At 65.1% G+C, this 13,405-nt stretch carries 14 protein-coding genes; 7 read left to right on the plus strand and 7 right to left on the minus strand.

Annotation, left to right across the window (positions count from 1 at the left end; genetic code table 11):
• A partial coding sequence (locus tag P8R42_20100) for a DUF3604 domain-containing protein (protein ID MDG2306901.1) occupies nt 1-273 on the minus strand: 273 nt, incomplete at its 3' end.
• Between the two features lie 131 nt (nt 274-404).
• Here P8R42_20100 and P8R42_20105 point away from each other — a divergent pair.
• Genes P8R42_20105 through P8R42_20115 form a run of 3 tightly spaced genes read left to right on the plus strand, consistent with a single transcriptional unit; the run spans nt 405 to nt 3,824 of the window.
• On the plus strand, nt 405-1,778 hold the full coding sequence (locus P8R42_20105; protein MDG2306902.1) for an amidohydrolase family protein: 1,374 nt from the start codon (nt 405-407) through the stop codon (nt 1,776-1,778).
• A complete protein-coding gene (locus tag P8R42_20110) occupies nt 1,771-2,898 on the plus strand; it encodes a phosphotransferase family protein (GenBank protein MDG2306903.1) in 1,128 nt (375 codons plus the stop codon). The genes P8R42_20105 and P8R42_20110 overlap by 8 nt, the downstream gene beginning before the upstream one ends.
• Nucleotides 2,895-3,824, plus strand: a complete 930-nt coding sequence (locus P8R42_20115) for an alpha/beta hydrolase (protein ID MDG2306904.1) — start codon at nt 2,895-2,897, stop codon at nt 3,822-3,824. Before P8R42_20110 ends, P8R42_20115 begins: the two co-directional genes overlap by 4 nt.
• A gap of 27 nt (nt 3,825-3,851) precedes the next feature.
• Here P8R42_20115 and P8R42_20120 read toward each other — a convergent pair whose 3' ends face one another.
• Nucleotides 3,852-5,150: an acetyl-CoA hydrolase/transferase C-terminal domain-containing protein gene (locus P8R42_20120; protein ID MDG2306905.1), complete on the minus strand. Its 1,299-nt coding sequence runs from the start codon at nt 5,148-5,150 to the stop codon at nt 3,852-3,854.
• A gap of 99 nt (nt 5,151-5,249) precedes the next feature.
• Here P8R42_20120 and P8R42_20125 point away from each other — a divergent pair, with 99 nt between their 5' ends.
• Nucleotides 5,250-5,978 (plus strand): phosphoadenylyl-sulfate reductase, encoded by a 729-nt coding sequence (locus P8R42_20125; GenBank protein ID MDG2306906.1) that lies wholly within the window; start codon nt 5,250-5,252, stop codon nt 5,976-5,978.
• A gap of 10 nt (nt 5,979-5,988) precedes the next feature.
• Here P8R42_20125 and P8R42_20130 read toward each other — a convergent pair whose 3' ends face one another.
• The 5 genes from P8R42_20130 to P8R42_20150 form a co-directional block, all read right to left on the minus strand.
• Nucleotides 5,989-8,340: an NAD(+) synthase gene (locus tag P8R42_20130; GenBank protein MDG2306907.1), complete on the minus strand. Its 2,352-nt coding sequence runs from the start codon at nt 8,338-8,340 to the stop codon at nt 5,989-5,991.
• A 205-nt stretch (nt 8,341-8,545) separates the two neighbouring features.
• Nucleotides 8,546-8,749, minus strand: a complete 204-nt coding sequence (locus P8R42_20135; protein MDG2306908.1) for a hypothetical protein — start codon at nt 8,747-8,749, stop codon at nt 8,546-8,548.
• Complete coding sequence (locus P8R42_20140) at nt 8,749-8,892, minus strand: hypothetical protein (protein ID MDG2306909.1); 144 nt, start codon at nt 8,890-8,892, stop codon at nt 8,749-8,751. The genes P8R42_20135 and P8R42_20140 overlap by 1 nt, the downstream gene beginning before the upstream one ends.
• Entirely contained in the window at nt 8,889-10,325 is a 1,437-nt protein-coding gene (locus P8R42_20145) for a carotenoid oxygenase family protein (protein MDG2306910.1), read from the minus strand. Before P8R42_20145 ends, P8R42_20140 begins: the two co-directional genes overlap by 4 nt.
• Nucleotides 10,322-10,915: a TetR/AcrR family transcriptional regulator gene (locus P8R42_20150; protein MDG2306911.1), complete on the minus strand. Its 594-nt coding sequence runs from the start codon at nt 10,913-10,915 to the stop codon at nt 10,322-10,324. The genes P8R42_20145 and P8R42_20150 overlap by 4 nt, the downstream gene beginning before the upstream one ends.
• Before the next feature lie 130 nt (nt 10,916-11,045).
• Between P8R42_20150 and P8R42_20155 the strand changes: the two genes are divergently transcribed.
• The 3 genes from P8R42_20155 (at nt 11,046) to P8R42_20165 (ending at nt 13,400) form a co-directional block, all read left to right on the plus strand.
• Entirely contained in the window at nt 11,046-12,125 is a 1,080-nt protein-coding gene (locus P8R42_20155) for an LLM class flavin-dependent oxidoreductase (GenBank protein MDG2306912.1), read from the plus strand.
• Between the two features lie 115 nt (nt 12,126-12,240).
• The gene (locus tag P8R42_20160) at nt 12,241-12,603 is read left to right on the plus strand and encodes a zinc-binding alcohol dehydrogenase family protein (GenBank protein ID MDG2306913.1); all 363 of its coding nucleotides are present in this window, start codon (nt 12,241-12,243) and stop codon (nt 12,601-12,603) included.
• A complete protein-coding gene (locus tag P8R42_20165) occupies nt 12,603-13,400 on the plus strand; it encodes an SDR family NAD(P)-dependent oxidoreductase (protein MDG2306914.1) in 798 nt (265 codons plus the stop codon). The genes P8R42_20160 and P8R42_20165 overlap by 1 nt, the downstream gene beginning before the upstream one ends.
• Nucleotides 13,401-13,405 lie beyond the last annotated feature (5 nt).

The following is a 13,405-nucleotide window of genomic DNA, read 5'->3' on the forward strand; positions in this document are numbered from 1 at the left end:
GTCGGTGGGGACGCCGCGCTGCACGCTGTGTCGCATCGCGCCGTAGAATTCGGCGTGATCCGCCACGACGAGAAAGTCCAGCGGGGTGCCGATCTGGACGCGGGCGCGATTCCCGGGGTGAATGACCGGAGCGCCCTTTGCGTACATGTACGCCGTGGTGGGATCGGCGGACTTGTTCTGATTCAGGAATGCATCGAACGAGTTGCTGGTATGGAGGTGGGTGTCTCCCCAAAGCAGTTGGTCGGGAGCAGCCAGCGCGGGGGAGGCCAGCATGGCGGCGGCCGCCGCCAGGACCAAGCAGAATCGCCCGGTCGTGCGGGCCGGTCGTCCTCTCCGCGCGGTGGCCGGGGCGTCGAGTCGTCCAAGGGCTTCAGAGGTCACGCCTGGCGTATATAAGGGATGGCGTGAGTAAGAAAACGCGTCTGCCGGTCGTGCTGCAGCGCCGGCACTCGGACGAGTTCGAGCCGGCGCCGTACACCTCCCGGGATCGCGAGGGCCTGTCCCGGGTCCTCGGGCGGGGACCGCGCGACGCGCAGCGACTCGGGCTCTCGCTCGGCTCGTACTGGGCTGGTCGACGCGGAACCGCCGCGGGGCTGAGAGCGATCGATGCCGGCTTCGATGAGAAATTCTTCGTCGTTCCCGAGGCTGCCGCGCTCGAACTCGAAGCGGCGAAGGAGACGTTCGACGGCGACGAGGTCGTGATCGACGTCCAGACCCACTTCATCGCCGACCGGCCGGAGACCCGAGCCACGGCGGGGCACATCCATCAGATGTACACGGACCTCGCGCCGCGCTGGTGGAAGCACCTCGGGGATGCGCGCCAGTACGACTTCGCCGAGTACCTCCGGTGCGTCTTCCTCGAGAGCGAGACCGCGGCGGCAATCCTGACGTCGGGGCCGGGGACCGGGCCGGAGCGAATGCTCTTCAACGAAGAGATGGCGAGCACGCGAGAGCTGCTCGACGATCTCGCAGGCGAGGGTCGGCTCCTCAATCACTCGATCATCCACGCCAATCACCAAAGCGAGATCGAGGCGATGGAGGACGAACTCGAGCGTCACCGCCCGGTGGGCTGGAAGTGCTACACGATCGGCTCGCGGAGCGACGAGGTGCGCGGCTGGTGGCTCGACGACGAGCGAACCGGGGTGCCGTTCGTGGAGAAGGCAGTGGAGCTCGGCGTGCCGCTCATCTGCGCCCACAAGGGCATCAGTGCGCTCGTCGATAACGGCTCGCCCCGCGATGTCGGCCCGATCGCGAAAGCGTTTCCCCACGTCGACTTTCTGATCTATCACTCCGGCTGGGAAATCCCGACGAGCGACGCGGCGGAAGAGGGGCCCTACACCGACGGGACGGCGGACCGGGGTGTGAACCGGCTTCTCCACACGCTGCGAACGTCGGGTGTCGGCGCCGGGAAGAACGTCTACGCCGAGCTCGGGTCGACGTGGTTCGGACTGATCCGGCGCCCCGACGAGGCGGCGCACGTCTTGGGCAAGCTTCTGCTCGAAGTCGGCGAGGACAACGTTCTTTGGGGCACCGACTCGATCTGGTACGGACCGAGCCAAGTGGCGATCGATGCGTTCCGAGCGTTTCAGATTCCGGTTTCCTACCAACAGGAGTTCGGCTACCCAGAGCTGACCGCGGAGCGGAAGGCGAAGATCTTCGGCGTGAATGCAGCGCGCGTCTACGGGATCGATCTCGAGCGAGCCCGCCGCCGCGCCGCGTCCGACGATCTGGCCTGGGTCAAACAGGCCCTGAAGGAGCGTGGCGTCTCAGATGAGTGAGAAAAATTTCCCCGGGAAGTCCGTCGGCGAGCCCGACCGACACCGCGCCTCTCTCGAAGGCTGGATGCAGCGCAACAAGCCCGACGTCACCGATCTCCGTATCCCCGAGATGGAGATGCCGGCGTCGACCGGGTTCTCGAACGAGACCGTCGTCTTTGAGGCGACCTGGAAAGAAGGCGGCGCAGCCGTCTCGCAGCGCTTCGTCGCACGGATCGAACAAGCAGACGGTGGGCTCTTTCCCGATCAGACGGCCGAGTGCGGAACCTCCGTGGACGTGCAGCAGCGGATCATGAAAGCCGTCGCCGCCTGCGACGTCGTTCCGGTCCCAAACGTCATCGCCTACGACGGCGACCCGGCAGTTCTGGGTCGGCCTTTCTTCGTGATGGACTTCATCGAGGGGGAGATCCCGGGCGACATCCCCGCCTACACCGAGTCGGGCTTTCTCGTCGACGAGGCTACACCCGCGCAGCGCGAGCAGCTGGTGTGGGACGGCGTGGAGACGTTGTTGGCGCTCCAGAAGATGGACTGGCGTGAAGCGGGTCTGGACTGGCTGGACACCTCCGGCACCGGCGCCCCGACTCTCGCGTCCCAACTCGGCATCTACCAATCGTACGTCGAGCGGGAGCTCGCGGGGCGAGAGCACCGGGTTCTCCGAGCCTGTCTCGAGTGGCTCGAGAGCAACGCGCCGTCGCTCGATTCGGTTCCCGTAGGCGTGAGTTGGGGAGATTCCCGCCTCGCGAACATGATCTGGCGCGATTATCGCTGCGTTGCCGTGCTCGATTGGGAGGCCGTTTCGCTCCTCCCGGCGGAGGCGGACCTGGGTTGGTGGGTGATGTTCGACCGCATGGCGTTCGACGACAAGGGGATCGCCAGACTGGAGGGCTATCCCGCGCGTGAGGCCATGCACGCCCACTGGGAGAAGGCGACGGGCCGTGCAGTCGTCGGCGGGATTGATTACTGGGAGATCTTCGGCGCGATGCGTTTCGACGCCATCATGATTCGTCTCGGAGACCGCTTGGTCGACCGGGGCTATGTCCCGAAGGAAGCCAACATGGCCATCGAGAGCGGAACGACGGCTGCGCTGGAGCGGCTTCTCGAGCGGCAAGGAGTTTCGTTTTGACGCAATCCGTTCTTCATTCGGTGGTAGAGGGCGACATTCCGCCCGGCGGCGAGGTTTTCACCCTGCGCGCGCCCGGTGGCGTCGACATTCGCGTCGCGCGGTGGACGGCTCCGGAGAATCGCGCGTCGTGCGGCACCGTACTGCTCTTTCACGGCTATACCGAGTTCATCGAAAAGTACTACGAGGTCATCGGCATCCTGCGAGCGCGCGGCTATTCGGTCGTCACCTTCGACTGGCGCGGCCAAGGACTGTCGACCCGCCTCCTCTCGAATCGTTGCAAGGGCCACGTCGAGGACTACGCCGACTTCCTCTCCGACGCGCTCCTCGTTCACCAGCAGTGCGTCGTGGATCTGCCGCGCCCACACGTGCTTCTCGCCCACTCCATGGGCGGCCATCTAGCCCTACGATTCCTGCAGGACTATCCGGGCCGGTTCGACAAGGCGGTGCTGTCGGCACCGATGATGGGATGGGATCAATTCCCTCTCGGCGTGGCGCGCGCCATCGCTGCGACGAACGTCGCTCTCGGGATGGGTACGTCGTATACCTGGGTGCGCGGCGATCCCGATCCGAACAATCAGGTCAACGACATCACGAGCGACCAGGCGCGTTTCAAACGCGGGATGGCGTTTTGGGACAAGGTGCCGGACCTGAAGCTGGGCGGGCCGACCTGGCGCTGGCTTCAGCAGGCGACGTCGAGCATCGCTCGCATTCTCGATCGCGACCGCTTGATCCGCGTGAAGACGCCGGTGCTCGTCGCGAGCGCCGGGCGCGACAAGATCATCTCGTCGGACCGGCACCTGAATCTGCCGTTTCTCAATACGACGTTTACGGTGATGCCGATTGCGAAGGCGATGCACGAGATCCTGCAGGAAACGGACGAGATCCAGGCCCAGTTTTGGAAAGGCTTCGATCAGTTCGTGGCCTGACCCTCCGCGGCCGCAATCGGGATTCGATCAAGAGAAGAGCGTCGCGCGACGGAGTTCGTCTCTGAACTCCGGGTGCGCGATCGAGGTCAGTGCGTCCGCTCGTTCCTGCACTGTTCGACCGAAGAGCTCGGCCGCGCCGAACTCGGTGATGATCGCGTCGACCTGATGGCGGGGGGTGGTCACGAGCATCTCGGTACCGAGGGCGGCATCGATCCGGGAGATCCGCTTGCCGTCGCGCACCGAGCTCGACGGCAGACACACGAGGGATCGGTTTTGTAGGGACTGGCCGGTTCCCTCGACGAAGTCTTCATGGCCGCCGATGCCCGAAAACTGCCCGCCGGCCAGAGTGTCCGCGGCGACCTGACCTGCGAGATCGACTGCGAGTGCGCCGTTGATCGAGATCATCTTCCGGTTGCGCCCGATCAGCCCGGGATCGTTCACGCGTTCGACCGGCAGGAAGCGAACGTCTTCGTTTCCGTCGAGCCAGTCGTAGAGCTCTCGGGTTCCGGCGGCGAAGGTGCACACCGACACCCCGTCGTAGAGGCCCTTCTGGTTCGTGACCTTGCCCGCGCGGTGGAGCTTCATCAGTCCGCTCGTGAACATCTCGGAGTGGATGCCGTAGTCGCCGCCGTTGCCGTCCGCGAGACGCCCGACCACGAGGCTCGGAACGCCGCCGATTCCGGTCTGTAGCGTGCACCCATCGGAGACGAAGCGCGCCACGTGCTTTGCGATTGCTGCGTCGACTTCGGTTGGCGCCGGATCCTGTAGAGTGAACGGCTCGCTTTCGCTTTCGATGAGGATGTCGACGTCTTCCATGCGAAGGCAGTGAGGCGAGTCGGGTTCGATGCCGACCGTTCGCGGGAACCGGGGACTCGCCTCGACGATGAGCAGCCGATCCGGGTCTCGACCGCACCGTTCGAGCTCGGTGACCGTGGCTCCCGCGTGGAGGGAAAGGCTGAGGCGGCCCTTCTCGTCGGGCCTCGAGGCGGCCGTCGCCATCACGCGCGGATGAAGCCGCTCGAGGATCACGCCGAAGCGTCGAAAGTCTCCTGGGACGAACTGCACGTCGTGTCCCGCGCCCCGCAGGAATCTCTCGGCCGGGCCGTAGAAGCCCGTGAGGAGACGCACGCCGGGGCGCATGAAAAGCTCGAATAAGTCGGTGAGCAGTGCGGTCGATACCGTGAGGTCCTCGAACCGGTCTTCGGCTCCGAGCGCCTTCAGGAAGTCCGATGGCTGCCCCGGTCCGAGGGGAACCGCGAGGGTATCCTTGGCTCGAACCAGACCGGCTGCTTCTTGTGCGCTTACGAAGCGGGGGGAGTCGCCCATGCGGAATGGATACCGGGTTTCCTACCGCAATCAATCGGGGAGCCCTCGCGGTCCCGCGCCGCCTTGCGTTGGCGCGTCCGGGGGCGGAGAACCGCAGAGATGAGCGATTCGCCGGAAGCCTCCGAGACGTCCACCGCTCCCGCTCTTTCGCTCCCCTCGAAAGAGCTGGATGCGATGTCGGCGGAAGATGTTCTTTCCTGGGCCGCGCAGGAGTTCGGGGAGCAGTTGTGCGTTACGTGCTCCTGGCAGAAGCAGTCGTCCGTGCTGATTCACATGCTCTCGGAATTGGGGCTCGAGCCCGCGGTCGTCGAGCTCGATACACATCTGTTCTTTCGTGAGAGTTACGACACGCGCGACCGCTTGGTCGAGAGGTACGGGCTGACGCTCACGGGACCGCAGATCCCATCGATCGCCGAGCAACACAAAGCGGAAGGTCCGAATCTCTGGGAAACGGATCCCGATCGGTGCTGTCACATTCGCAAGGTCGAGCCGCTCATCGAAGCTCTGCACCCGTTCGGCGCCTGGGTGTCGGGGATCCGGCGCGATCAGTCTCCGAGCCGCGCGACGATCGGCAAGACCCAGTGGTCGGAGCGCTACGGCGTTTGGAAGCTGCACCCTCTGGCCGACTGGGATGAGAAGCGTGTTTGGACGTACATCACGGCGAATCAGATCCCGTACAATCCCTTGCACGACGTGGGCTACCGCTCCATCGGTTGTATCCCCTGCACGCGACCCATCCGGACAAACGAGGAAGAGCGCGCGGGGCGGTGGGCCGGTTCGGACAAGCTCGAGTGCGGTCTGCACCTCGAGACGATCGACAAGGAGTAGCTCGCAAGCGTTAGCGCGCGCGCCGCTTTTTGGCCTTCTTGGGGGTCGACCGCTCGATCCACGAGGTCGCCTCGGCCAGGTCGGCGAGCCATGGGGCAGACGTGGAGTCCGATGGTGCGCGCCAATCCCCGCGCGGCGAGAGGGAGCCGCCCGATCCGACCTTCGGTCCGTTCGGCGAAGCCGAACGCTTGAACTGGCTGGTGCGGAAGAAGCGATCGAGGAACGATCTCTGCCACGAGAGAATCTCCTCCATGGGATACTTGCCGTCGGCCGCTGAGACCGGCGTGTCGCTCGACCACGCGTGGGCGAAGAGCAACGCGACCTTGGACGGCGCGTAGCCGCGTCGGCTCATGTAGTAGAGGTCGAAGTCGTGCAGTTCGTACGGGCCGATGGTCTTCTCCGTACTCTGGATCTCCCCGTCGGTCGCATGGGCGGGGATGAGCTCGGGACTGATCTCGGTTGCGAGAATGCGCCCCAGAACTGCGGCGCCGGCCTTCCCAGTCTCGGGTAGATCGGCGACCCACTCGATGAGGTAGTGGATGAGCGTCTTGGGGACCGAGACGTTCACGTTGTAGTGAGACATCTGATCGCCGACGCCGTAGGTGCACCAGCCTAGAGCGAGCTCGCTCAGGTCTCCGGTGCCGACGACCAGGGCGCCGTGGTGATTGGCCAGCCGAAAGAGGTGGCTCGTTCGTTCGCCCGCTTGCACGTTCTCGTACGTGATGTCGTAGCGTTCCTTGCCCAGAGCGTGCGGGTGCCCGATGTCGCTCAGCATCTGTTCGCTCGACGGTCGGATGTCGATTTCGCTTGCGGTCACGCCGAACGCCTTCATCAGGTCGTGAGCGTTGCTCCGCGTTTCCTTCGATGTTGCGAATCCGGGCATCGTGTAGGCGAGCACGTTCGTTCGGGGGAGTTCGAGATGGTCCATCGCGCGGGCGGAGACGAGCAGTGCCTGCGTCGAGTCGAGGCCCCCGGAGATGCCGATGACCAGCTTGGTGATCCCGGTCGCACGTAGCCTCTTCACGAGGCTCGTTACCTGGATGTTGTACGCCTCGTAGCAGCGCTCGGCTCGCCGCATGGGGTCGCTGGGGACGAAGGGGAGACGTTCGAACGTCCGTCGTAGGTGCGTGGCTTCGGTCGGCGGCGTGAAGCGGAAGGGGATGGTTCTCATCGTGTGCGCACGGTGATCGGCGGCGCAGTCGGCGAAGCTCGTCATGCGAGCACGCTCCTGGACGAGGCGGTCGAGGTCGATGTCGGCGAACACGAGTTGCGCTTCGTCGACGAATCGCTCGGATTCGACCAGGCGTTCTCCATCCTCGTAGGCGAGGGCGTGTCCGTCCCATGCGAGGTCGGTCGTCGACTCGCCGGTGCCGGCGGCGGCGTAGAGATAGGCGGAGAGTGTCTTGGCGGATTGCCCGGCGGCGAGTTGTTGGCGGTAGCTGGACTTTCCGATTGTCACGTTGGAGGCAGAGAGGTTCGTGAGCACCGTCGCACCGTGGAACGCGGCATATGTCGACGGTGGAATTGCGACCCACACGTCCTCGCAGATCTCCGCGTGCACGGCGAAGTCGGGCTGACGTTCGTCGCGGAAGATGAGATCGCTACCGAACGGTACGTACTGTTGACCGAGGCACGGGACGGTCGTCGCGAGAGCGTCGCGGCCGCTGGTGAACTGACGTTTCTCATAGAACTCGCGGTAGTTCGGCACGTAGGTTTTCGGAGTGATGCCGAGGATCCGGCCGCCCGTTGCGAACACGGCGCAATTGTACAGGCGGCCCTGGAACCGGAGTGGGGCGCCGACGATCGCAAGCGCGGTGTTCTCTTCGGTTGCCGCGACGACTTCGGCGAGGCCTTCGAGGACGGCGCGCAGAAGAGCATCTTGCTGATGCAGGTCGTCGAGCGAGTAGCCCGACAGTGCGAGTTCGGGGAAGAGGACTAGTGCGGCGCCTTCGCGGACGGCGGCGCGATACGTGGCTGCAATCTCAGCCGCGTTCGCGGCCGGGTCCGCGAGGTGCACCCGCGGGACGCTAATCGCGGCCCGGACGAATCCGTGTGCGTACAGGTCGAAGAAAGACCGCTCGGCGTTGCTCTTCGGCCGAACGTCCAGCTGTTGATTCCAGTCGTGCCCGAGTTCGTCGAGCCGATCCGGGATCAGGTGGTTCCAGCGTTCCCGGCCGCGCCGCTCGACCCGAACGAGGCCGGCTTCGACGAGAGTCGCGAGGTGCTTCATGACGCCGTATCGCGTGATCTCGGAGCCGTCGGCGAGCTCGCCGGTTGTGCGGGGGCCGCTCCGTAGGGCCTCGAGGATGCCCCGTCGGTGGGGGTCGGCGAGAGCGCGCCAGAGCCGGTCGGAGGTCTTCATGTGACCATAGAGTCACATATGTAACGCTGCGTCGAGTCGACGTGCCGGGGCGCGGTCCGTCGGCGTAGTTCGCCGCGAACTCTTCGGGATGGGGGGGGATGAGCAGAGGATTGGCCGCGCCTCGCTCGATCACCACGAACCCATCGGACCGCGACAGGTACATCTCGAAAGAGGTGCTTGGCGTGCGGAGCCGGCCGAAGCCTCCTCAGAGACCGCCCGCACCGACGCGTATGCCCCAGCCGTGCTCACTTCGGAACTCTTTTCCGGTGAGGGCTCGGGCGCCGGTGATCTCGCTTGCGGGAACGGTTTTCTCCCTCCCGGGAAAGCAAATGCGGAGGCTCGTCGGCTCGACGTTGAAAGACGTCGGGCGCCAGTAGCGCCAGATGGCCCCGTAGAGGATCGCGATCATCACCCCGGTTGGCGCAAGGCCAGTGCCGCCCCGTCGGGGGCCGCTACGCCGAGTCCGACGAAGAGCACCGGCAGCGCGAGGACGGCAATCGTAAGCCACCGAAGAAGCGGTGACATCGGCGCGATGGGGAAGCTTCGGCTCACGCCTCCGGTGCAAAGTTCCCGTGGAAGCCGAGCGACACCCGCTCCTCGAGCCACAGCCGCGCGAGAGGCTTCGCGTCGATTGCGCGCGCGTCGAGGATATCCACGGCCGTACGATCGTCGGGTGCGTCGTAGACGAGGTTCAATACGAACCCATCGTCCTCCGCCGCGTCTGCGTGACGCGGAACAAAGACCGGCTCGCCGACCCACTGACCGGGGACGGTCTCGCGGTGCACCGATGTACCGTCCACGCGGTCGTACTTCGTGATGCGCCGGAAGAATCCGTTCGCGCCGTCAATGGGCTCGGCGGTCGAGGCGTAGCCGAAACGGTTCTCGCGCCCGACCAGCCGGTCATCCAATCGCGGAAACTCGGCTGCCATGTCCGAGAGCTTCGTCTCCTTGCACGTACCCGCCTCGAGATCGAACTCGTACAGGTAGGGCTTCGACGTGAGGCCGCTCGATATTTCGCCCGCGCGGATCGTCCCGATGTCGTCGAGCAGCCCCTGCGGGTCTTCGTACTTGCAGGCGTCCATCACGATCCGGCCGTCCTTCTCGTAGGCGTTGCTGGGGTGGAACATGTAGCCGATCGACGGTGCATCGAACCACTTCGTCTCGCTTCCGGGCTCGCGGCGGCGGATGCCAAACTTCATGTTGAGGTCGTCCCGTGCGGTCACGGACTGTCCGAACCCCCGGCCGGCAAGCATCGCTTCGAGATCGAAGTACACACTGCCGAGTGGGAAGATAACGTAGTTCTCGGTGATGGCGAAGTCGTGCATCATCGAGGGCCACGGGGCGTCGATGGCCTCCGCGAGGGAGACCGATCCGTCGGGCTCGACGACGTAGAGCTGCACGTACGGTTCGATGGGCTGGTAGCCGTGGATCAACATCTGTCCCGTCCGGCCATCGATCTTGGGATGGGCGGTGGTCGACATCCCGATGGCCTTGCCGTCGTAGTCCCACGTCCCGATGGACCCGAGCGTCTTGCGGTCGAGCTCGAACGGCATCGCGTTCTCGACCAGAGCGAACAGACGGCCGGCGTGCGCGACGATGTTGGTGTTCGGCTGCACTCCGGGGGGTGGCTCGCTGAGCAGCTCGTCGGCCGGAAGGTTGAGGCCTCCGAGGCAGAAGGTTCCTTCCTTCTTTTCGCGCAGGAAGCTCTCGGTGCGTGCGAAGCGGCTGAGGTGGTGGGCGGTGCCATTCTCGAAGCGAAGCGCGTGGATCAACGCGTCTCCATCGAACAGGTGCAGCGCGGCTGCGCCGGCGGACGGCAGGATATTCTGACAAGGTCCGTTGCGATAAAGGGTGCCCGACAAGTCGCGCGGGATCTCTCCCTCGACGTGTCCGATGGCGTAGTCGGCTTCGACGGCATGGGGCCGAAGTACACTCGCCAGCATTTCCTCGGGGCTCTTCGTCATCGCGACCGCTTGCGTCGTCATCGTGCATCTCCTCGGAGCTCGCGCTCCAGAAAGGCTTCGATCAGTTGCTCGAGATCGCAGCCTAGAACCAACTTTCCTGCGAGGTGAAGCGCCACCAATCCGTGGACGCCGGACCAATAGAGGTGGGCGAGAACATCGGGCGTGCCGCCAAGACTGCCGCTCTCGACGGCGGCGGCGACGGTGTCGCGCATGACGAACCAGGCGTGGGCCTCCTCGAGGCTCGGCGACGTGGCGGCCCCGGGTGGGTCGAGCTCGAACATGATCCGGTACGCGTGCGGTTCTTCGAGCGCGAACCCGACGTAACCGCGACAGAGCGCGTGTAGCTGCTCGAGATCGCCGTTGGCTTTCGCAGCGGCGGTCTCGAGGGCCGCTGCGAAGCGCTGGAAGCCGGCGCGGCGCACCGCTTCGAAGATCTCGTCTTTGTTCTGGAAGTACCGGTACGGGGTCATGGGGCTGCAGCCGAGTTCGGCTGCGAGGGCGCGCATGGTGACGCCCTCGTACCCCTTCTTGGCGAAGAGGCGGGTCGCGACGTCGCAGAGGGAGTCGCGAAACTGCTCGACTTCGACCTGGGATAGGGCGCTGCGCGGCACGGGGGCAAACGTACAATGTAAAATTTACAGTGTCAACTCTTTTGGAAGGGCTTTGCGGGGCGGGCCGCGATCCTTATCGTCCGTCAAGAAATCGGTCGGAATTCCCCCCATTCTTCGAGGAGCAGGAATCATGGAAATCGGCGTACTCGGCATCTTCCAGAACTATCGCGACGAGCAGGATGACGGCTCGGTCATGCAGGGCGAGATGAAGGTGGCGATGCTCGGCGAAGAGCTCGGCTTCGACAGCTACTGGGCTACGGAGCATCACTTCTTCGGCTACTCGATGTGTCCCGACAACATTCAGTGGCTCACGGGCGTCGCGGGAAAGACCAGTCGAATCAAGCTCGGCACCGGCGCCGTGATCATGCCGTGGAACGACCCGTACCGCGTCGCCTCCAAGATGGCGCTGCTCGATCAGCAGTCGGGCGGTCGCGCGCTGCTCGGGTTTGGGCGGGGCCTGTCGCGCAAAGAGTACGGTGCCTTCGACATCCCGATGGACGAGGCCCGTCCCCGGTTCGACGAGGGCACGGAGCTGGTGGTGAGGGCGCTCGATACCGGCTTCTTCGAGGCGGATACCGAGCACTTCAAACAGCCGCGCTGTGAGCTGCGGCCGCGCGCGACCGGCAGCTTCAACGACCGGGTCTTCTCGATCGGCGTGTCTCCGGACTCCGCGGTCCAGGCGGCCGTTCTCGGCGCGCGTCTCATGGTTCTCGCGCAGCAGCCGTGGGAGATCTTCCGCGACACCGCGCTGATTCCCTACCAGAACAAGTGGCGCGAGGTGCGAGACTCCGAGCCGCCACCGCCGGTTTGCGGGCAGCTCGTCTACTGTGACTCTGACGCCAAGAAGGCCGAGGAGCTCGGGCAGACGTACATCAAGAACTACTTCTCTACAGTCGTCGAGCACTACGAGATCGGCGGCAGTCACTTCGGCAAGGGCTACGAGTTCTACGCATCCGCGGCCGAAATGATCTCGGCGATCGGCCTCGACGAGATGGCGAACATGTACGCCGGTGTGAACTCCTGGGGCACGCCCGAGCAGCTCCTGGAGAAGATCGCGCAACAGCGCAGCATTCTCGACTGTGACATCGACGTCCTGGCGATCACGAAGTACGGCGGCATGACGGACGCCGAGGCGGAGTCCTCCATGCGTTTGTTCGCCAGCGAGGTGATGCCGAAGGTTCGGGCGACCGCGACGGGCCAGGCGGCCTGAGGATCCCGGCCCCGCTTGATCGCGAGAGGGGCTGAGGTGTTACGGTGAACGTTGACCTCGACGTCCACCGTGTGCACGCGCCGGAGACGGTCCGCGGTCTGAGCGGGAGAATCACATGAAAGCGGCGGTGTATTACGACAACGGTGGCCCCGAGGTCTTCAAATACGAGGACGTGCCCGATCCCGAGTGCCCACCTGGCTGGGTTGTCATCAATGTGAAGGCGGTCAGCCTCGAAGGGGGCGACCTCATCAATCGTTGGGGGGCACCGCCGCCTCATGCGCCGTACGTTGTCGGCTATCAGGCGGCGGGCGTGATCTGCGAAGTCGGCGAGGGTGTAACCGATCTCCGGGTCGGTCAGCGGGGCACGGCGATCTTTCCGAATGGTTCGCACGCGGAGAAGCGAGCGGTTCTGGCGGCCGCCGCGCACGCCTACGTCGAGAGTCGGCAGTCGTTTGGCCGCGTCGTGATGATCCCGTAGTGGGGAGCCTGACGGGACGAGTCGCGCTCGTCACCGGGGCGAGTCGGGGCATCGGTGTCGGGATTGCGCGGCGGTTGTCGGGCGCGGGTGCCGCGGTCGCCGTGACCGCGCGGAGTCTCGAACCGCACCCGAAGCTGCCGGGCACGCTTCGCGAGACGCTGAATCTACTGGCCGGACCGGCCCCCTCTGTGGCCATCTCTGCCGACCTCTCCGACGTATCGGATCGCGCTCGCGTCATCGCGGAGGTCGAAGAGAAGCTCGGCCCGATCGACATTCTCGTGAACAATGCGGCGCGGGCATTCTACGAGCCGGCACATACGATCTCCGACAAGAGGATGCGGCTCGGGATGGAGTTGAACCTCCTCGCCCCGCTCGATCTGATCCAACGCGTGGTCCCGGGAATGCGGGCGCGCGGAGCCGGCTGGATCGTGAATCTCTCGTCCGCCACGACGGTCGCGCCTTCGGGTCCGCCGTGGAACGAGTTTACGAAGACGAGCGGCACGTACGCCGCAGCAAAGGCCGCGTTGGAGCGCCTGACCGTCGGTCTCGCGGCCGAACTCCACGGCGACGGTATCGCGGTAAACACGCTCGCTCCCGTGGCCGCGGTATACACCGCCGCCGCCGCCCAGATGGGGAAGATGCCCGATGATCCCTCGATGATCGAACCGCTCGAAGTGATGGCGGAGGCGGCACTCGCACTCTGCGCATGTGATCCCGCGGTGTTGACCGGACGGGTGACCTACAGTGGCCCGCTCTTGAAGGAACTCGGCATCGAGCCTCGTCCGCTCGACGGCTGACCCCG

The organism is Candidatus Binatia bacterium (assembly GCA_029243485.1).
Taxonomy (GTDB): Bacteria; Desulfobacterota; Binatia; order UBA12015; family UBA12015; genus VGTG01.

Coding starts and splice junctions, on each gene's coding strand:
- P8R42_20110 (MDG2306903.1), top strand. CDS start 1,771: ATGAGTGAGAAAAATTTCCCCGGGAAGTCCGTCGGCGAGCCCGACCGA.
- P8R42_20120 (MDG2306905.1), bottom strand. CDS start 5,150: ATGGGCGACTCCCCCCGCTTCGTAAGCGCACAAGAAGCAGCCGGTCTG.
- P8R42_20125 (MDG2306906.1), top strand. CDS start 5,250: ATGAGCGATTCGCCGGAAGCCTCCGAGACGTCCACCGCTCCCGCTCTT.
- P8R42_20130 (MDG2306907.1), bottom strand. CDS start 8,340: ATGAAGACCTCCGACCGGCTCTGGCGCGCTCTCGCCGACCCCCACCGA.
- P8R42_20135 (MDG2306908.1), bottom strand. CDS start 8,749: ATGATCGCGATCCTCTACGGGGCCATCTGGCGCTACTGGCGCCCGACG.
- P8R42_20145 (MDG2306910.1), bottom strand. CDS start 10,325: ATGACGACGCAAGCGGTCGCGATGACGAAGAGCCCCGAGGAAATGCTG.
- P8R42_20155 (MDG2306912.1), top strand. CDS start 11,046: ATGGAAATCGGCGTACTCGGCATCTTCCAGAACTATCGCGACGAGCAG.
- P8R42_20160 (MDG2306913.1), top strand. CDS start 12,241: ATGAAAGCGGCGGTGTATTACGACAACGGTGGCCCCGAGGTCTTCAAA.